The sequence below is a fragment of the Kitasatospora hibisci genome (assembly GCF_043950205.1).
Classification (GTDB): domain Bacteria; phylum Actinomycetota; class Actinomycetes; order Streptomycetales; family Streptomycetaceae; genus Kitasatospora; species Kitasatospora hibisci.
The window spans coordinates 4,619,503-4,638,150 of sequence record NZ_CP171642.1 but is presented as its reverse complement, the minus strand read 5'-3'; the positions used below and the strand labels follow the sequence as shown (position 1 = coordinate 4,638,150).

Here is an 18,648-nt window from a genome sequence, read left to right as displayed (position 1 = left end):
TGCTCCTAAGTGGTGCTTGGGGGTGCGGAGTTGGTCACCGAGGGGCGGCGCGTGTCCACGGGGCCGGCTGGCCCTCTGCCGCGCCGCTCCCCGGCTCATTGGGGTTGATGGGGGCCGGTAAAGGCCCTGCGGGGCGGGCTACTTGGCGCGTCGCTCGGTGCCGGTCACCAGGGCGCCACCGGACGCCACGGGCTTGCCGAGCACTTCCTTGCTGATCTCGCGGTCCCACTGGAACGTCTGGCGCAGGGCAAGGAAGTGGTCGAACACCCGGTCCGAGACCTCAACGGGCTTGAGGGCCCATGCCTCGGGGGTGACGTGCAGGACGGCCCCGGCGTTGATCTCGGGCATGGGGTGTTCGATGCCCTCGGCGTCCACGATCTTGTCCGCCCTGGCGTAGGCGGTGAGCTGCAACGAGACGTTGGGGTACGTCGCCTTGCTGGTCTTCCAGTCCAGGACGCACAGTTCGCCGTCCACCTTGGCGATGGCGTCGAAACTGCCCGCGTAGGCGTGCTGGTCGCTCCACGCGATGTCTTCCAGCCGCAGGAACTCGGGCTGCACCTTGTCCAGGAACTCGGAGAAGTGGCGGCGGTACGGCTCGATGTCGGGGCCGACGCGGCGCACGTCCTCGCCCCTGGCCAGCCGCTCGAACACGTCGTGAGCGGCAGAGCCGATGTCCGCGCGCTGGCGGGTGTAGCGGCGGGCGGCGCCCTTGAGGTAGTCGACCGCCCCGGCCTGGTCGTTGAGGACCAGGCCCACCAGGGAGCCGATGTTGTTGACGGCGGCCTCGGCCACCATCTTGGCTTCCCAGTAGCGCAGGAAGTCCTGCGGAAGCATGCCGATGATGGACGTGACGCCGGGCACCTTGATGCGGGTTTCGGGGTTCACGTACAGGCGGGAACCCCCGCGCATGATGGTCGAAATGGTGGCCAAAGACTCTCCCGTGGTTGGCGCTGATTGCCTTGCACGGGGATGGATGGGGGCCGGTCAAGGGGCCAGCCGGCGCCGGGCCGGGATCACCGAGCGTGGTCACGCGGTCGCCCGCGGAACGGCGGCGGCCAGCAGCTCGGGCACGCGAAAGCCCCCGCCCGCCCGGGAAGGGGCGCGACGGGGGCTAGAACGGCCGTACGGGGCCTACGGGACCGGGAACCCCTCGGCCCACGCTCGGCGCAGCCTCTCGGCCAGCTCACGGGCGCTGTCGGCCATCACCTCGGCCAGCTCTCGGCGGTACTCCGGGACGGCCGGATCGTGGGCCAGGTCGTCCCACTGCTCGGCGCCGAGGCGAACGCAGTGCAACGCGCCGGTCAGGTCATCCCGTGTCAGGTCCAGCATCACGCGGCGCCGCTCGGTCACCAGGGGTCCTCTCGTAAAGCAACAGGCCCCCACCTACCGTCATGGTAGATGGGGGCCTGTTGGTGTCCGGACTACTCGGCGTCGCTCTCGGCGGGGACGACCTGGCCGATCAGCTCGGCCACCCGGTCACGGATCGCCCACAGCTCCACCAGCGGGTCCGCCCCCGCCTTGGGCTCCACCGTTGCCAGGTCGACCGAGGCAAGCGCCGCCCGGATGCTGGCGAGCATCGCCACGCCGTCCCGGGACGGCTCGGTGGGAGTGGGCTGCTCTCCCCCGTCCTCGGCACCCTCGGTGTCGCCACTGTCCGACTCGGCCGGGGCCGCTGCCCTGCCCGCCTTCTCGGCGGCCTGGCGCTCCCGCTTCTCGGCGGTCGTCTCGTTCACGATGCCGTATCCCTCGAACAGGGCTTCCGTGGTCTCAGCGCCGGGGAACTTGGCGCGCTGCTCCTCGTCGTCCATCACGCCGCGCAGGTACAGAACTCGCACGTCGTTGCCGTGCGCCCGGGTCGCGCCCCGCACCTTGTGAGCGGCCTTGGACGCCGGGTCCATCTCCTCACCGGCGGCGGGCTTGACGACCTTGAGACCGGCCTCCGCCCACATGTCGGCCAGCGCGTCCCGGGTGCGCTGCTGCTGGACCATGAGGTCCGGCCAGCCGTCGCCGTCGCGGGGGATCTCAAGCTTGATCTTGTGCTGCATGATGGCGAGCTGCTTCGGACCGGCCTCGGCCTTCTTGGACGCGCTGACCACCCGCTTGGCCAGGCTGGCGCCCTCGGTCACCAGGTCGACCACGGCCTTGATGCTGCGGTAGCTCTCGACGTGGGACGTGACCTTGCCCTCAAGGGGGGTCTCGGTGCTCTCGGGGTCGGGGTCCGTGACGCTGGTCAGTACAACCGTCGGCAGGCTCTCGGGGTCGTACGCCGCCGGAAGGTTGTCCGAGTCCATCGGCTGGCCGGACTTGTCCGCGCCCGCCTCACCGGCCGTGTTGACCAGCTCGGCCAGCTGGTCCCACACGTGCTCGGCCGGGTCGCCGTCGGCGTCGTACTCAAGGTCCATCACGTCGGCCAGCATCTCAGTGATGTCGGCGCGGGTGATGGCCACCCCCGGGTTCTCGTAGCCGTACCAGGCGTTCCGCAGGGCGCTGGGGGTGATGCGCTCGGCCGGGGCGTCCTCGGCCGGCTGCTCGGCCACGGCGGCGTCCTCAGCCGGGAACAGGCCCTCGAACTCGGCCGGGGCCTGCTCGGTGACCACGGGGGCGGCCTCGGCCTTCTTGGCGGCCCGGCGGCGCTTCGGCTTGGCCTCGGCCTCGGTGGGCTGCTCGGCCTTGGCGTCCTCGGCCGGGGTCGCCTCGGCGAGGGCGGCCAGCTTCCTGCCACAGGCACGGCACAGCGCGTCGGCAAGCTTGGCCTTACGCAGCGGCGCGGCCTCCTTGCCGGTGCACAGCGTCTCGATCTCCTGACGCTCGTTCTCGAAGTAGATCGCGTGCGGCGTCTTGCCCGTACCGACCGTACCCACCTGGTATCCGGCGTTCTTCGCGGTGCGAACGGTCGCCATGTCGAGTGCCATGGTTCCTCCCCATTTCCTTCGGTTTGCCCCGGTCCGTCCGGCGGCGTGCTCTGATCTTGCACCACCCAGGCAGCGTTAGTCAACTAACTCTGCTCGGTCATCTGTGCGGACCGGTTCCCCATGGTGGCAGCGTTAGATCTCACGCTGGGCCCGAACGCGAAAAAGCCCCCGCAGCACACCCGGTCAGGGGTGCGCCACGGGGGCGGGTGTCACGGCATGCGGCTGGCGATGTCGTCGGCCTTGGCGTGGAGCTCGGCAAGGGTGCCGTCGTTGGTGATGGCCACGTGGGCGTCCTCGGGCCCAAGGGCACCCTCGGACTCGTGGGACAGGCGGGTGACTCCGGGCCGGTGGAGGTGGACCAGCACGAACCCGGCCGCCTCAAGGGCGGTGGCCTCGTTCTTGTATCGCACGTCCGTGATGGCGATCGGGCGCCCGGTCTTGCCGAGGTTGCGCGCCTGGCGCATGGCGGCGCGAATCCAGAACCCAGAGTCGATGTCGCGGATGCTCTGGCCGAACGCCTGCAAGGTGCGGCGCACCTCGGGGTTGGTCTTGGCGTGCTCCCACCCGAACTCTTCCACGTAGTCGGCGATACGGGCCCGGCCGTGCCGCCCGTCCAGGGAGAACAGTGGATTGGCCCGCAGGACTGCCCCCTTGAGGCTGTCGGCGAACGCGACACGCGCGAACCCGTGCTTGCTCACCAGGCGTTCGCCGAGGGTGTCCTTGCCGGTCCTGGCCCGGCCGATGATTCCGATCCCGCGCATGCTGCTGCCTCCCGTGGTTGTCTGCCACGGGAGGAGATGGGGGGTGGTTAAGCCTTGGCCTCGGGGTCGCCGAGCACGTCCCGGCGGGCTGCCATTCCGGCGACAAGGGCCGCCTCCTCGCGGGCGTCGGCCACGTGCGTGGGGGTGACCCGGTTGTGGGCGCCTCGGCCCAGGACCAGGGCGACGGCGGCGACCGCCAGGCCGATGACGGTCTCGTTGCCCTCGATGCCCGCCAGCTCGGGCACGAACGCGCCGAGGGCGGAGAGGCCGGCGACGATGACGGCGCGGACCATGACCGGGTTGGCCTTGATGGTGTCGGTGAACTTCAGTGTGGTGCTCCCTACTTGGATGCGATGCGGATGGCCTCGGCCACGGCGGATCCGAGGCCCATGACGACGGTGGCCGGGACGGCGTAGCGCCAGCGTTCGATCTGGCGTAGGCGTTCCTCGTGGTCGGCCAGCTCGGCGCGGACGGACTCGCTGGTCTGCGTGAGGCCGCGCACGTCCTCGCGCATGCCAACGATCTGGTCGTAGATCTCCCTCGGGGAGATGTGGACGCCGAGGGAATCGGGCTGGTCGGTCAAGGTGTCACGTCCTTACTTGCCGTACGCCTGGCGGAACAGGGCGGACCAGCCCTTGGGGCCGATCGACGGGTCGTAGCGCTTGCCGCGCTCCTTGTAGGCCGGGTTCGCGTCCAGCCACTTGGCCACCGCGGACTGTGTCTTGGGGCCGTAGTTGTCCGCCGCTGCAACGGACTTGGGCATGTAGCCGGTCGCCTTGAGTGCGGCCTGTAGCTGTCGGGCCGAGGGCCGGGCCTTGTTCGGCGCGATGCCGTTCGGGTAGGCCGGGGGGACGTAGCGGCCAGCGCTCGGCTTGGGCGGCTTGGGGGTCGGGCCGGGGGCCGGCTGCGGGGTCGGAGCCGGGCCCGGGGCGGAAGTGCCCCCGCCCGTGGTCGAGTTGCCGCCACCCGGGGCAGTCGGCTTGACCGGAACGTTGATCTCCTGGCCCTCACGGACGACGTTGGGGTCCTTGATGTCCGGGTTGAGGCCGAGCAGCGCGGCGACCGAGACGCCGAGGGCGGCGGCGATCCCGCCGAGGGTCTGGCCCTTGGTGATGCGGTGGCGGCCGGTGGTCGCCGAGGCGCCGCCGGAGTAGGCCGGGCGGCCGAAGCCGAGAATGTACGCGCGGGAGCGGGTCCGGGCGTACACGCCGTCCCCGTTGCTCTGCGAACCGGCCTGACCGGACGACGTGTTGGCCTCGACGGTCAGCACGTCGGCGGAGCCGGTGGAGGCGGCACGGACCACGCCCACATGGTCGGCGGTGGGTCCGCCGTCCCAACTGAAGAACACGATGTCGCCCGGGACGACCGAGGCGTTGCGGCCGAGCCACTGTCCGCGCTGGCGGTACCAGTTGACCCAGCTCGGGCAGTAGGCGAACCAGCCGACGGCGCTTCGCTCGCCGATGGCCTGGCCCCACAGGGAAACCGCCATTGCGCAGTACGGATTGAAGTTGAGGCCGTAGGCGCGGCCGTACTTGGAATCGTTGTTGGGGCCCTCGCGGTAGCCGATGTCGGCGGACGCGACGCGCACAAGGTCGTTGCCAGTAGCCAGGGTTCTGGTCCTCTCGGGGCATGCGAAAGGGCCAGCGTCAGATCTAACGCTGGCCCTCGGCGGGGTGTGGTCAGGAAGGGTCGGCCGGTCCGGTGAGCGGCACGACGGGGTTGGGGTCGGTGGTGGGGTTCTGCACGGTAACCGAGGCGGCCAGGGGGCGGTAGTCGGCGACCCGCCGCAGCAGTGCCGTGACGGCCTGCTCGGCAGCGCGCAGGGCTTCCCCTCCCGCGCGGGTCACGGCGGATTCGTCGGCGATGCCGGGGTCAACGCCGGTGAAATAGGCGGTGATCGCGCGTACGTCGGCGTCCGGGAGAACGATGGTCAGGGTGTACGAATGGCCGTCGGCCACGGGGCCCCCTTACGGGTCGATGGTGTAGAACCCTGCGACGCTGGCGCTGGTGGCCACGGAGAGCTGTGTTCCGACGGTGATTCCGGGCCAGACGTAGAGGGTTGGCGAACCGCTGGCTACCCGGGCCTGTACCTCGACGCGCCGCCACGTGGTGGCCTGTCGGGCGAACCCGTCGCCCATGGGATACAGCCAGTCGCAGCGCAAGCGGTGGTTTCCGCCGATGCCTGCCGCGTAGGCGGTGGTCGTGGCGTTCGAGCTGAAGTCCCGTAGGCGGAACTCGACCACGCCCGTGCCGCCGAGTTGGTAGTAGAACTCACAGCGGATGACCGGGTTGTTGACGCCCCCGATGGGGAACTCAAGCACCTTGCTGAAGGTCGATCCGCCGGGCCACCAGGGGTAGGAGTTGACCGGGCAGGGTTCATCCCGGGCGCCTCGGCCGGGGGTGCGCTCCAGTCGGTCCAGGCGGCCCCGCAGGGCGGCCAGGTCGGCGGCGAGGCTAGGGCCGTGCATAGCTGCCGACACGGTCGAACACCCCCTTGGGCGCGAGCGTCAGCGCGGTGTCTTCGCCGCTGCTGTCGACGCGGGTCGTGATTTCGGTGATCTTGTATGTGTCGTTCACGGCGGCCCACCCGGCGACGCTGGCGCGCACTTGGACCAGCTGGCCGACGGCCAGGTCCCCGGTGGTGGGGTACTGGTCGGGGTACAGGCGAACGGCCGGTACCACCAGGGCGGTTGAGCCTTCGCTGATCGCCTGCTGGGCGTACCCGGACAGGGTGTTCGTGTCGGTTACGTCGGTGCGTGACTGGACGGTGGCCAGGCGCGGGATTCGCCGGCTGGCGTCGCTCTCGTGCTCAAGGTCGTACCACCACGTCACTAGCTGGGCTTCGGCGTCCCCGGCCCCGGTGGCGGTGGCCTCGGTGGCGATGTTCGAGCCGTCCACGGTGAACGCGGTGACATCGCAGGTGGCGCCGTGCTCCAGGACCACGGACGTGGGTTCGCCGGTCGTCGGGTAGGTCATGACGAACCGGTTGATCAGGCGCCCGGCGGACCAGGCGGGGTCAATGCGGAAGTCGAACCCGTTCGCCACGGCGGCCATGTCCTCGACGGCCTGGCCGAGGTTCTTCCACTCGTGGCGCCAGTACGTCCGGTCCCGCAGGATGCCCGTGGTGAACGAGTCGTCCAGGGTCAGGGCCTTGGGGCCGGTGTTCCAGGGGTAGGCGCCCGTCCCGTCGCCGAAGTCGCGCAGCAGGGTCCGGACGATCAGCGCTTGGTCACGCTGGGCGTGGGTGCTGGTGTAGTTGATGACCCGTCGGCGGTAGTAGGCCCACAGGCCGAGGCACGACAGGGTGACTTCCTCGGCCCCGAGGTCGACGCCGTAGGACACCAGCGGGCCGCCCCACAGGACTTGTTCGTCCCGCTGGATGTAGACCAGGACCCGCCACGGTTGGAGGACCTGAAAGTCCAGGGGGCCGGCTGCGAGGGGGACCTTGATGGTGGCAGCGCCGGGGGCGTTGAGCGTGCGCGTGAACTGGATATCGGAGAAGGGCAGTTCGCCCCAGACCTGGCCGGACAGGAACTCGGCGAAGATGACGCGGTACTGCAAGGGCCTCCTACTCGGCGGGGATCACGGTCATCTGGCCGTTGCTCTGCCACTCGTCGAACTGGTGGCTACCGCCCTGGCTGTACAGGTAGATGTAGACGGCCAGCGCGGTGTTCTTGGGGATCTGTACCTGGGCGGTACCGGCGTGGACGCCGCCCGCGTTCATGTAGCTGCGCATGCTCTCCCACTGGAACACGCCGTTGGACAGGACCCACGCCGAGGTCCAGCCTTCGCGGCCGGGCGGGCAGGAGTAGCGCATCTGGTACGACAGGATGCCGATCCGGTCGTACGGCACGGCCGGGCCGTCGAACATGATCATGCGGCCGTTGCCACCACCGGGGGCGTCGGCGCCCCACCAGCCGGTGGCGCCCTTGCCGGTGCAGCTCATGAACACGGTGGGCCGGTAGGTCACCGGCCGGGCGTCCGTGGCGCCCTTGACGTACAACCTGTCCTCGTCGGTGGCGTAGATGAGTCCGCCCCGGGCCTGGCTGCCCGCCACGGCGGCGACGCCCTGTCCGGGGGCCGTACGGATGGGCGCCAGGGTGGTGGTGTCGCCCTGGCCCGCGCTGGTGTACCGCACGTCCTCGACATCGGCGGCAGACAGGGACGTTGAGCCCTTGCGGACCTTGACCTTGGCCAGGATCAGGTAGCTGTCGAACGGCACGGCAGGAACGGCGCCGCCGTCGGTGCCCTTGACGATGTCCAGGGTCCATCCGGCGGTCAGGTCCCCGGGCACGAAGCTCGCAAGGGGCACCTCGGCGAACGCCGTTGCGTCGGTGTCGGTGGACACCCGGGCAACGATCAGGTCCCAGCGGTCGGCGCTGGCGCTCGGGGTCGCCAGGTTGAACGCGACACCCGGGGCGGGCAGTTCGACGTAGAAGCACTCACGGGGGTTGCGTACGCCCGTGGTGCTGGCCGGAATCCAGGCCCGGCCGCCGGCTACCGCCACGCGGGCCGAACTGCCGGACACCGCACTGACCTTGAGGCCGTCGGCGGTGGCCCCGGGGACGACGCCCACGGTGGTGCCGCGTACGTCGGTGAGCATCGCCCGGAAGTCGGCGGGGTTGTACTCCCCCTTGTTGAGGTAGAGCGGGGCGCGGAGTCCGCCAGGCAAGCGGGTACCTCTTTCAGAGCCAAGCAGAGCGCCAGCGCGCCACTGCGGAACGGGACTTGTCGCCCAACAGGTCGTCAAGGATCAGATCGTTGACGCCGGGGCGGAAAGGGAACCACCGGGAATCCGCGGTGAGGTTCCCGTAGCGGCTCGCCCCGTTCAACAGGACGGTGCGGCTGCGGGTGTCGATGGTCAGCACCTCGCGGGGCGGTACGTCGATCTGCACCGTGAGGCGTTCGGACGTGGACCGGTTGATGATGCTCGGTGACGACACGGGACCGGTGACGGTGAAGGTGGGCCAGGTCGGGGTGTTGCCCGCCACGGTGATAGGGATCGGGGCGGACATGCCGATGGCGCCCGCCTTCATGAACCCGAACGGGAACTTGAGCGGGAACACCTTCACGGACCCGCGCGGTGTGACCGGCAGGACCGGGGTCGTGGCCTCGGTGTCCGAGTACAACAGCGGATCCGGGCAGAAGAGTTCGACGGCCACCCGGACGCCCCCGTAGGCGTACGACTGGTCCAGGCGGACATCCCGTTTGCGGACCTTGGCCAGCAGCCGGCCAGCGCCCCCGGCGACGCCGGGAAAGGAGAACCGGAAGGGCTTCAACGGGCCGCCGGGTTGGAACGCCGCAAGGGTGTCCTCGACGTTCTTGGGGCCGTCCAGGACGACGAACGCCAGGTGGACGATGCGTCCGCCGAGGTAGTCCGTGCCGGTCGCCAGGCCGTTGCGCTGCAACAGGGCCCGGTCGGTGCCGCGCACTTCGGGGGCGTCCAGCAGTCCGGTGACCTCTTGCAGCACGATGGCCGAGGGGCCGCCGAGCAGGACGCCACCGTAGTGGGCCGTCCACGACTCGGCGGCGAACGACATCGTGACGCCGGTCTCGGGCGTGGGGAGTTGCACGGGCGGGGGCGGGTTGCCGGTGGTGGTGAACTCCACCTGCGCCGACCACGGCCCCCACGTGGTGGCGTCCCCGGCCTTGGCCTCGGCGCGGTAGATGGTGCCCGCATTCAGCGGGTAGTCCGCAGCGTTGCCCGCCGAGTCGTTGCCGAGCGTCAGGGCCTTGGTGCCCGTGAACTGGCTTGTCACGCTGTCGTGGGCGACGGGGGCGCCAGTGAGGGCGACCACCCGGGCCGCGTAGCGGGTTGCCCCCGCCACGGGCGCCGTGATGGTGATGGTGACGGTTGATTCAGTGACGCCGGTCAGGGTGATGACCGGGGCGGCCACTGCCAAGCGGTTACCTCCCTCCGTATCGGGTGTCCCACGCGATGGCCCGGCCGATCTCGTAGGGGTCCGCGTCGGTGCGGACGTTGACCGTGACCCCGGCCCCGGCAGCGTTAGATCTGACGCTGGCCCCCTCGGTGGGGGCGATGGCGTCGCGCGCCAGGGCGGGGGCGGTGCCGACCGCCAGGGCCGGAACGGCGCGGGGGCCGGTGGTGAGGGCGTCGGCCATGCCGAGGGCGTATCCCTCGGCGGTGCGGCGCATCTCGGGGGCGGTGGCCTCAAGGCCGACCACCAGGCCCCGGCCTGCCCACATGCCAAGTTCGGCGGTGACGCGGGACGGGGAGTGGATGCCGAGGGCGTCCTTGATGGGGCCGGGGATCACGGAGCTGACGAACCCGGACACCTTGTCCTTGATCCAGCCACCGGCGTTCTGGATGCCCTGCCACAGGCCCTCGACCACGTGGCGGCCCTCGCCGACCAGCAGCGATCCCAGGTTGCCGATCCCGGTTGAGATCTTGCCGGGCAGGGCCTTGGCTTCCTCAACGACCTTGCCCGCGCCGTCCGTTACGGCGCCCTTCATGTCGTTGAAGCCGTCGCGTCCGGCCCGCGCCAGGTAGCTGCCGAGACTGGACAAGCCGCTGACGAACCGTCCCGGCAAGCCGGTCACGTACGAGACGGCCTCGGAACAGCCGTTCGACACAGCGGACTTGAAGCTCTCGAAGTGGTCGCGGACAGAGCCGGCGAACCGGCCGACAGATCCCGCCGCATCGGACACGCCACGGCCGAGACGGACCAGCCAGTCAATGACGTTGCCGACCCAACCGATGGCAGTACCAAGGGCGTTGAACAGGTTCCCGAGCACTTCGCCCGCGAAGCGCAGGACGGGCGGGATGACCTCGCCGAGCAGGCGCGCGGCGAACTTGGCGACGGTCTCCGTGACGGTCACGATGACCGAGATCACCGGCTGCGCCTTGGTGTAGACCTCGGTCAGCTTCTCGCCGAGCATCTGGACGCCGGGGGCGACGTACTGGCGGATCACGTCGGCGGCAGCCGACACGATGGGCGTCAAGTTCTCGTAGACGGCGCCGTACACCCGCATCACGGCGGGGAACACGGTGTCCGTCAGGATGCTGCCGACGGTGCGGAACAGCGGCAGAAAACCCGAGGCGACCGCCGAGGCGACGGACTGGTACGCGGGCAGCAACTTACCGACCACCACGTCCCCGAGGCCCTGCACGGCGGGCAGGACATAGACCTTGGCCGTGTCCGCCAGGGACGACAGCTTGCCGCCGACCTCGGACACGATCCCGGAGCCGGAACCGATGCCGCTGAACAGCTCGGTGGCGACCTCCCGGCCCTTGGTGAAGGCCGGGCCGAGGACGGACCCGACGACCGAGGCGCCACGCTCAACCCACGGGATCAGGTAGCCGCCGACGGCGTTCGTGACGCCCTCGGAAATGCTGCGCTTGAAAACCTCGATCTTGCTTTGGGCATTGTCCCGAAGGGCGTTGCCCATCTTCTCGGCGGCGCCGCCGACTTCCCCGAGTGCAGCAACGGCATTGCTCGGGTCCATCGCGTAAAGCGCGGCCCCGAGGTCTTCGCTCTGAGTTCCGAAAAGTGCTACGGCGGCCTGTGACCGGGCGACGGGATCGGGTATTTCCTTGAGCTTTTGGAGCGTCAGGGCAAGGCCGTCGCTGGCCGTCTTTCCGCCCTGGCCGATCTTGGCGGCCATGTCCTCGGCGTCCAAGCCGATGGCCTTGAATCCGGCGGCCGTAGTGGTGCTTCCGTCAATTGCCCGGATGCTGAATTCCTTGAGCGCATCGGCCGCTACGTCTGAATCCCGCGCGCCCGCTTGAACGGCCTGCGATATCAGGCCGAGGGCGGCCGGTCCGTCAAGGCCGAGCTTTTGGAACTGGACGCCGTATTCGTTGAACGTGTCAACGAGATCGTCGGCTTTGTTCGTGCCGTTCTGAAATCCCTTGGTCAGAACATCAAGGGCGGCCTCGGCATTCGGCGCCAGACCGGTCCGCAGCATCTGCGAAACCGCGTTCGTGACCCCGCCAAGGTCCTGGTCGAAGACCCCGGCGACATCGGCCACCTTGGTGGAGATGGCCTGTAGCTGGTCGTTCGTCGCGCCCGGCGGGGCAATACCGGACTGCATTACGGCCTTGATGGTGTCGGCGGCCGTCTGGAAATCCTCGGTGACACCCTTTGAGTAGAGCTTTCCAGCGAGCTTTCCGGCCGAGGCCGCGGCCTCGTTGGTGGTGCCTAGCTGGGCTTGGAGTCGGCTCTTTATCGCGCCGTGTTCCAGCGCGTCCCCGATGCCCTGTGCGAGCAGGGCGCCGGCTGCCAGTGCGGCCCCGGCTATTCCGGCCTTGAGCTTTCCGCCGAAACCGGCGGCGAACCCCTGACCGGACTTTCCTCCGGGAGCCTCACCAATCGTGGACTCAAGCTCATTGCTGGCCCGGTTTCCAGCCTCCCGCGCGGCATCGGTGACACCGCTCACCAAATTCGATGTGTCACCCGCGCGGATATCAACGTAAGCGGACCCGGCCCGAATTGCATTACCCCGACCGGGCACGCGCACCACCTATCGAATTAGCGGACGCTGGCCCATTCGGGCAGCCAGCGCCATGAATCCCCTACTTTCGTTCGGCTTCTTCGCCTCCACCCCGGGGCGGGGAACGGGAGACGGTTCGGGAACGGGATTCTTCCTCGCCCCTCCGAGCGCCACTAGAAGGGCGCCGATAAGCCAATTGGTCGACCGCATGTGGTCGATCTGAGATGCCAACAGGTGGCGGTCAAGGGTCCACTCGCCCACGTCCTCACCCGAGAGCGCCCGCACGTGGCAGGAGTCGGCGGGCAACCGTGCCAGCAGGTCCCGGAAGCGGCCCCACGTCAGGGCGTGGGTGCCCACGTCCGCGTGCAGGTCGAACCGGTACAGGCGCCGGAAGTCCGCGTCCAGGTCCGGGTAGTGCTCGGTGAGGTAGTCGGCGAGCGCCGTTATTCCCCCACGGTGGAGTCCTGGCCCTCGGCGTAGGCGCGGAACAGTAGGCCGAGGTCGTCCGCGCGGCCACCGGCCTGGCGGAACTCCTCGTAGCGGTCGGCGAGTAGGGCGCGGGCCATGCCCACGTCGTCACCGGCCTTGATGCACAGCTTCACGTCGTCGTCCCAGAATCCGGGGGCGGGGATGGCGAACTCGGCGCCGTCCGGGGTCTCGAACTCGATGGTGTCGCCGCCGAGGCGGGCGGCGGCGTTCTGCCGCAGGGTGGCCAGGCGGTAGCGGGCGCCGTTGGGCTTGCTCAAGTAGGTATCTCCTGTGGTGCTGCGGGTCGTTGCGGGTCGGCAGCGTGAGATCTCACACTGCCCCCGAGGGGCCCCGGACCCGCATCACGGGGCCGCCTCGGGGAGTTGGGGCCACCCCCGTTACGGGGTGACGGTGATCCCGGCCGCAGTGAGGACCGGTGCGTCCGTGATCTGCCACTGCGCCAGGGAACCGGCGTTGCCGAGGGCGGAGAGGGTGAACCCCCACGTGACGGCTTCGGTGTTCTTGAAGCTGGGCGATTCCACGTCGCTGACCTGGCCGACGGCGATGTACAGGCGCCACATCTGGCCTACGGCGTCCTGCCACTCGAACAGGTACGTCTCACGGGGCCGGCTGACGGTCGCCTTGATGTCCAGGACACCGGACTTGGAGTCTCCACCGGCCGTCAGGGCGGAGCCGTAGAAGGTCTCCAGGACGGCCTTGCTGGACTCCAGGGCGGACACCTTGAGGGTCAGCTTGCGGCCCTTGACCAGGGTCCGCACTACGCCGTTCTGCCAGGACGTGATCTCGTCGGTGTCCTCGGAAAATTCATGGGACACGCCGTCGTCGGTGAAGGTGCCGAGGCTGGTCCACTTGGTCAGGTCGGTGGCCACGCCTGCGGCGGGGAGAGGGGTGCCGAGCGGCGCCTTGTAGAGGGCGCCCCCGGTAGCGACACGGGTTAGCTCGGGCTGGAACATCGGGGTGGTGCTGGGCAGGGGGTTACTCCGATCGGGTCGCCCGCGTGGCAAGGTCGATGGACGCCAGCCAGCGCGGTTCGCCGGTGATGGCGTCGGGGGCGTACTGCGGGGCGGAAGTCACCCGCACGGAGGCGATGGGGCCGGGCTGGCGGTCGAGTGCCAACAGGGCACCTAGGGCGGCCTGTAGGGCGTCGTGCGCCTCGGCCCGGTCGGGGCCCCACACCTCAAGGTCAAGGGCGGCGGTGTCGAGTACGGGCCAGGTCATGGACCCGCCCGTCCGGCCGACCACCAGGAACATGCGGCCGTCCGCGACGGCGGGCAGCTCGGTGCCGCACCGCAGGGTGGGCAGGGCGGCCCGCAGGTGGGCCAGCGCCAGGGCCTCGGCGTCGGGGAAGACGATCAACTAGTCCTCCCGGATGGACTGCAAGGCCCGGCCGAGTACACGGTGTTTGGGGTTCTTGCCGCCCCGAGCGCCGAGTTCGATGACGTTCGCGGCGGGGTCGGTGTTGGCGACCTGCGCGAACGCCTTGCCGTTATTCACTCCGGAGCGGAGTTTGAACTTGCCCGCGTAGTCGCCGGATTGGCGCGGCGCGATGGCCACGGCCTTGGCCTTGACCTCCTGGGCCTTGCGGACCAGAACGGCCAGGATCTCGGGGTCCTGGGCGATAGCGTCCAGGGATGCGGCGTCGATCTCCACGCGCACGTCAGACACGCTTGACCCCCTCGTAGTTGGTCAGCTCGGCCTCGACGTGGTGGGGCCCTACGGCGGTCCTCACCAGCCGTGCGGGGCGGGCGAGTTGGTACGTCTGGCCGTCGACCGTGATGCGGTCGGACAGGGACAGGTCGGCGTCCGGGGGAAGGACCAGCAGGCTTGTGCGATACCCGCCGGGGGCGGGGCGGCCGAACAGCTCGGCGCCCTGGTCCTCGATCCACGCGGGGTACTCGGCGCGGGTCGACGTGGACCAGTCGTCCACGGACGCGCCGTACCGGTCCGTCCTGCGGGTGGGCCGCTCGACCAGCGCGCGGTGCGGCAGCAGGGACGGCGGTATCAGTCCGGCCACCCCACATCCGTGACGGTTCGCCGGTCGGCCCGGTCGTAGCCGAGGCCGAGCTTGGGACTGGCGGTCTGCGGCAGGCCCACCAGGCGCCGGAGTTGGGCGCGTTCGTCCTCGGTGAGGCCGAGGCCGGCGGACGCCGAGGCGTCGCGCTGGTAGCTGTAGCTGCCGATGGTCTCGGCGGTGAACCCGCCAGGGTTGTCCAGCGCCCGGCCGACCATGCGCACAGCCAGCACCTTGGCGACCGGTAGGGCGGCCTCGGGCAGCGGGGTGCCAGCCTCGGCCAGGATCAGGGCGGACGCGTCCTCGCAGAGGATCGCCACCCGGGCCCGCTCGGCGTCCCCGATGGGAACGGGACGGCGGGCCGACACGTCGTCAGCGGTTGCGTACAGGGGCCCTCCGCCCAACTCGGCGGGGGCCAGCGTGAGATCTCACACTGACCCCCGGGGGTGTTACGCGGCGGGCTTGAGCTTCAGACCGATGGCGCGGCTGCTGTCCAGGGTGCTGACACCCATGAGGGTGGACACCACGGAACGGTCCGTCAGGGTGTCGCTGTTGTAGTCCCGCAGGTACCGCAGCGCGTAGCCCTGGCCGTCGGCCGTGGCGGCAAAGGTCGCACCCTCGGGCTTGCGCGGTGCGCGGACGACCAGCGCGAACGCCTCCCTGGTGAAGCCGATCGCGCCGTTGATCTGGTTGGACAGGAACAGGTTCCAGCCGGACAGACGGCCGATGTTGGCATCCCGCAGGGCGCCGCCCTCACCCGCAGCGTCCAGACGGATGATCTTGTCGTCCTCCAGAAGCACGGACAGGATGTCCGGGGAGACGACCAGGATGCGGCCGGTGCGGTTGATCTTCCGCTTGTCGAACGCGATGCCCGCGTCCTTGATCGCCTTGTAGGCGCTGGACGGGTTCGCGGCGTCGATGAGCAGGGAACCGGCGCCCGCCGGAACCTTGTTCATCTCGGTGGCAAGGTTCGCCTCGACCTTGTCGGCGACGGCCTGCACCTGCGGGTCAAGGATCTGACTCGCGTAGTCTTCGACGTTGAGGTTGGCGTCCTCCTCGGTGAGGTCGACGGCCGAGTAGACGTGGCGGTCGATGGTGACCGGCTCGGTGCCCTCATCCACGGTGTCCGTGGTGATGGGCACCTTGTTCTTGAGCGTGGTCTCTCGCGCGAGCAGCGTGCCGGGCTTCTTGATGTTCACGACGGTGCCGACACCGCCGACGAAATCGCGCTCGGCGTCACGGAAGACGAGACGGCCTAGGACGAGCTGTTCCTTGAGCAGCGGGATAGCTGCCTTGGAGTAGACCTTGGCCAGGTTGAAAGCGTGGTCAGCCAAAGGGAGTTAGGGCCTTTCTTAGCCGAGGCGGCGGGCCAGCACGGTGGCCGCCAGCTTCATGGGGTCGATGTCGCCCGTGGTGCCGGTGTCGACGGCGCCGCCGGTCGGAACGGTCGGGGTGGGGCGGGTCCGCAGGTTGGCGGTCGCGGCGCCCTTGAGCAGGTCGGCCAGGGCCTTGGCGTCGGCGGCCAGCTCCTCGGCGGTGGCGCCCTTGAGGCGGTCCGCCAGGGCGGCCGGTAGGCCGTGCTCGGCGGCGACCTTGGCGCGCGTCTGCGCGGCCCGCAGGTCGGCAAGCTCGGCCTCTGCTGCGGCGGCCCGGTCGGCGGCGTCCTTGGCGGCCTGCTGGGCGCGCTCCTGCTCGCTGAGCTGGGCGTCCTTGAGGGCCTTGAGCTCGGCGACGGCAGCCCGGTAGGTGTCCAGCTCGGCGGCCGACACGGCCGGGGCCGAGAGGGCAGCCGGCGCGGGGGCCGGGGTGGGCTCGGTGGCGGTCGCCTCGGGGGCCGGGGTGGTCTCAGTCGTCGGCGCTTCCGCCACTCGGTTTCTCCGCTTCGTTCTTGGTCGTCCGGCCGTCCAGGTGGCGGCGGACTTCGTTGATGTCGCCGTGGTCGGCGTAGAGCTTGTGGAATCGCTGGCCCGCGTCGGACAGCGGCGTACCGGCCCGGAACACGGGCTGCGGCTGGCAGCGGCAATGCGTGTGGTACCGCTTGCCGTTCTTCGCCGTGATGGCGGCGCCCCGGGCCTTGTAGACAGCGCCCCGGCTGGCCAGGACGCCGCAGAACGCGCAGCAATTCCGGTCGAACGGGGCGCGTTGGAATCCAATGGCGCGGTCGTCCCGTTCGATGCGGTGGGCGAGGGTGTCCCGGGAGCCGCCGAGGATGCTGTGTGACATCTGGCCGGACTGCTTGACCCACGCGGCGCGGGCGGCCTGCTCGAAGGTCATGCCGTCCGCCATGGCCTTGCGGATGTAGGTCGGGCCGATCGGCCCAAGGGTGAGTTCCATCTCTCCCGAGGTCACCAGGTCGGCCAGGAAGCGCCCGGCCTGGCTGGTCCCGGGGACGCCCTCGGCGGCCCGCAGCATGTCGTAGTAACCCGCCGCTGCCTTGGCCGAGTTGTGTTTGGCCTCGGCCAACACCGGTTCCGCCAGGCGCAGATACTCGGCGAACGAGTCGTCCAGGTTCTCGATGTCCAGGACGCCCCACAACGTGAGGACACGCCGTAGGGCGCCCGAGACGAGTCCGCCCTGTGCGGCGCCGTGCGCCCGCGTGAGGGCCTGCGCCAGCTCGGTGGCGGCCGTCATGCGGCCAGGCCCTGCGCGGCCGGGACAGGCCCGTCCACGCCCGGGGAACCGGTGAAGAACTGGGCCATGGCCCCGGCGACGGCGGCGTTGTCCTTGAGGGTTCGCCAGTACGCGATGTCCGCAGCAGTGACGCCGGGGATGCGCGACCACAGGCCCTCGGGGGGAATGCCGAGCATCTGCGCGGCCTTGCCGAGGCCGTCCACGGTGGCGGGAAGGGACCGGGACTCGGTGTCACGCCACACGATGCGGGCGGACGTGTCCTCGGCGGTGGCCAGGTCGCCGGCTGCTGCTGCGGCCAGGCGGAGCACCTGCGCCCACGACTCCCCGAACAGGGTCCGACGTTCATCCACCTTGTGCCGCAAACCGTCCTGAGCAGCCGTCAGGGCCTCGGCTGACAGGTTCACCAGGGAGCCCAGCAGCGTGTGCACGGGCACCTGGGCGATGGCGGCCATGCCCCGGACCCCGGCCTCAATCGAGTTGAGGAACCCGGACAGGTCGGTCTGGCCGAACTCCCCGAACTGCGCGGTGGGACTGTCCGTCATCCACAGCCGGTTCACGGCGGCGGAGAACGGTTCGACGGCCTGGCCGGTGGCCGGGTCACGCGGGATCGCCAGGCCGGTGGCCCAACGCTGCCGGAACGCGCTGTAGTTCTGCGCCATGAGCAGACCAAGGGTCGTCTCGTTCAAGCGCTCCTGAATCGGGATCAGCGGTTCGACTTCACCGACCGGGACCGCGCCGTCGTCCATCGGCAGACGGTTGACGAAACGAACGACCGGGCAGACACCGAGGCCGTGGGCGACCGGCGGTTCGTGGATCTCGACGGCCGAGGGGTCGTCCAGGCTGGACCCGTCGCCGGGCACCCGAACGAACGTCACCGTGGCGTCGTCCCACAGCTCGAACAGCGTGCCGTCCGAGTCGTCGGACATCTGCACCGAACGCATCCGGCGCAGGGCCCACAGGGGCCACTCGTCGCCGGGCTCGGCGTAGTGCACGGTCCAACTGGTCGACGGCGCCGACTGGATGACCGGGAACGGGTCGCCGGGCCGGACCGTGACGTAGCTGACGCCATAGGCCAGCGCGCTGCGGTGCACCACGGTCTGGTGCATCTGCAAGCGGTTGGCCTGCCAGATGTCCCAGACGGACAGGTCGTCGCCCGAGTCCGGGCGCCGGAACCCCTCCACGAACAGGTTCTCGGCGGTCACGTCGACCACCAGGGGGAGCCAATTCGCAATGGCCCGCTCCCGCATTACCTTGTATTCGCGGTCGTACGTCTTGGGCATGTACGACTCGCGGAATTCGCCACGCAGGGCGCTTGCTATTCGCTGAACCCGGGCAGACTCCGCCGATCGAATGGCGAGAGCACCGGGCAGCATGTCAAGTGCTCCCGCCA

Annotated in this window: 23 protein-coding genes; all 23 read right to left on the bottom strand. The window is 69.8% G+C overall.

All coding sequences use genetic code 11. The features are described from left to right. Window positions 1–138: 138 nt before the first annotated feature. Window positions 139–930, bottom strand: coding sequence for a hypothetical protein (locus tag ACF9IK_RS20090; RefSeq protein WP_395295564.1), 792 nt, complete (start codon window positions 928–930; stop codon window positions 139–141). Between the two features lie 201 nt (window positions 931–1,131). Continuing rightward, window positions 1,132–1,350 (bottom strand): hypothetical protein, encoded by a 219-nt coding sequence (locus ACF9IK_RS20085; protein WP_395295563.1) that lies wholly within the window; start codon window positions 1,348–1,350, stop codon window positions 1,132–1,134. 71 nt (window positions 1,351–1,421) lie between these two features. Beyond that, on the bottom strand, window positions 1,422–2,912 hold the full coding sequence (locus ACF9IK_RS20080; RefSeq protein WP_395295562.1) for a hypothetical protein: 1,491 nt from the start codon (window positions 2,910–2,912) through the stop codon (window positions 1,422–1,424). A gap of 209 nt (window positions 2,913–3,121) precedes the next feature. Beyond that, window positions 3,122–3,673: a hypothetical protein gene (locus ACF9IK_RS20075; protein ID WP_395295561.1), complete on the bottom strand. Its 552-nt coding sequence runs from the start codon at window positions 3,671–3,673 to the stop codon at window positions 3,122–3,124. 47 nt (window positions 3,674–3,720) lie between these two features. Then, window positions 3,721–3,966: a hypothetical protein gene (locus tag ACF9IK_RS20070; protein ID WP_395295560.1), complete on the bottom strand. Its 246-nt coding sequence runs from the start codon at window positions 3,964–3,966 to the stop codon at window positions 3,721–3,723. Between the two features lie 47 nt (window positions 3,967–4,013). After that, window positions 4,014–4,256, bottom strand: coding sequence for a hypothetical protein (locus ACF9IK_RS20065; protein WP_395295559.1), 243 nt, complete (start codon window positions 4,254–4,256; stop codon window positions 4,014–4,016). Window positions 4,257–4,268: 12 nt separating this feature from the next. Continuing rightward, window positions 4,269–5,261, bottom strand: a complete 993-nt coding sequence (locus ACF9IK_RS20060; RefSeq protein WP_395295558.1) for a LysM peptidoglycan-binding domain-containing protein — start codon at window positions 5,259–5,261, stop codon at window positions 4,269–4,271. Between the two features lie 91 nt (window positions 5,262–5,352). Beyond that, on the bottom strand, window positions 5,353–5,631 hold the full coding sequence (locus ACF9IK_RS20055) for a hypothetical protein (RefSeq protein WP_395295557.1): 279 nt from the start codon (window positions 5,629–5,631) through the stop codon (window positions 5,353–5,355). Between the two features lie 9 nt (window positions 5,632–5,640). Then, on the bottom strand, window positions 5,641–6,141 hold the full coding sequence (locus ACF9IK_RS20050; RefSeq protein ID WP_395295556.1) for a hypothetical protein: 501 nt from the start codon (window positions 6,139–6,141) through the stop codon (window positions 5,641–5,643). Further along, window positions 6,128–7,234: a hypothetical protein gene (locus ACF9IK_RS20045; protein ID WP_395295555.1), complete on the bottom strand. Its 1,107-nt coding sequence runs from the start codon at window positions 7,232–7,234 to the stop codon at window positions 6,128–6,130. The genes ACF9IK_RS20050 and ACF9IK_RS20045 overlap by 14 nt, the downstream gene beginning before the upstream one ends. Before the next feature lie 7 nt (window positions 7,235–7,241). Then, on the bottom strand, window positions 7,242–8,345 hold the full coding sequence (locus ACF9IK_RS20040; RefSeq protein WP_395295554.1) for a hypothetical protein: 1,104 nt from the start codon (window positions 8,343–8,345) through the stop codon (window positions 7,242–7,244). Window positions 8,346–8,358: 13 nt separating this feature from the next. Beyond that, entirely contained in the window at window positions 8,359–9,570 is a 1,212-nt protein-coding gene (locus ACF9IK_RS20035) for a phage distal tail protein (RefSeq protein ID WP_395298622.1), read from the bottom strand. Window positions 9,571–9,580: 10 nt separating this feature from the next. After that, window positions 9,581–12,073: a phage tail tape measure protein gene (locus ACF9IK_RS20030; protein WP_395295553.1), complete on the bottom strand. Its 2,493-nt coding sequence runs from the start codon at window positions 12,071–12,073 to the stop codon at window positions 9,581–9,583. A 497-nt stretch (window positions 12,074–12,570) separates the two neighbouring features. Next, window positions 12,571–12,873, bottom strand: coding sequence for a hypothetical protein (locus ACF9IK_RS20025; RefSeq protein WP_395295552.1), 303 nt, complete (start codon window positions 12,871–12,873; stop codon window positions 12,571–12,573). Between the two features lie 120 nt (window positions 12,874–12,993). Next, the gene (locus ACF9IK_RS20020; protein WP_073924556.1) at window positions 12,994–13,569 is read right to left on the bottom strand and encodes a hypothetical protein; all 576 of its coding nucleotides are present in this window, start codon (window positions 13,567–13,569) and stop codon (window positions 12,994–12,996) included. A gap of 22 nt (window positions 13,570–13,591) precedes the next feature. Then, window positions 13,592–13,972, bottom strand: a complete 381-nt coding sequence (locus tag ACF9IK_RS20015; protein WP_395295551.1) for a hypothetical protein — start codon at window positions 13,970–13,972, stop codon at window positions 13,592–13,594. Further along, the gene (locus ACF9IK_RS20010) at window positions 13,973–14,281 is read right to left on the bottom strand and encodes a hypothetical protein (RefSeq protein ID WP_395295550.1); all 309 of its coding nucleotides are present in this window, start codon (window positions 14,279–14,281) and stop codon (window positions 13,973–13,975) included. It lies immediately after the preceding gene. After that, window positions 14,274–14,630: a hypothetical protein gene (locus tag ACF9IK_RS20005; protein WP_395295549.1), complete on the bottom strand. Its 357-nt coding sequence runs from the start codon at window positions 14,628–14,630 to the stop codon at window positions 14,274–14,276. Before ACF9IK_RS20005 ends, ACF9IK_RS20010 begins: the two co-directional genes overlap by 8 nt. Further along, a complete protein-coding gene (locus tag ACF9IK_RS20000) occupies window positions 14,618–14,995 on the bottom strand; it encodes a hypothetical protein (RefSeq protein WP_395295548.1) in 378 nt (125 codons plus the stop codon). Before ACF9IK_RS20000 ends, ACF9IK_RS20005 begins: the two co-directional genes overlap by 13 nt. A gap of 81 nt (window positions 14,996–15,076) precedes the next feature. Next, on the bottom strand, window positions 15,077–15,961 hold the full coding sequence (locus tag ACF9IK_RS19995; RefSeq protein ID WP_395295547.1) for a P22 phage major capsid protein family protein: 885 nt from the start codon (window positions 15,959–15,961) through the stop codon (window positions 15,077–15,079). 18 nt (window positions 15,962–15,979) lie between these two features. Continuing rightward, the gene (locus ACF9IK_RS19990; RefSeq protein WP_395295546.1) at window positions 15,980–16,495 is read right to left on the bottom strand and encodes a capsid assembly scaffolding protein Gp46 family protein; all 516 of its coding nucleotides are present in this window, start codon (window positions 16,493–16,495) and stop codon (window positions 15,980–15,982) included. Then, a complete protein-coding gene (locus ACF9IK_RS19985) occupies window positions 16,473–17,258 on the bottom strand; it encodes a hypothetical protein (protein ID WP_395295545.1) in 786 nt (261 codons plus the stop codon). Before ACF9IK_RS19985 ends, ACF9IK_RS19990 begins: the two co-directional genes overlap by 23 nt. Beyond that, a complete protein-coding gene (locus ACF9IK_RS19980) occupies window positions 17,255–18,631 on the bottom strand; it encodes a phage portal protein (RefSeq protein ID WP_395295544.1) in 1,377 nt (458 codons plus the stop codon). The genes ACF9IK_RS19985 and ACF9IK_RS19980 overlap by 4 nt, the downstream gene beginning before the upstream one ends. Window positions 18,632–18,648: the final 17 nt, after the last annotated feature.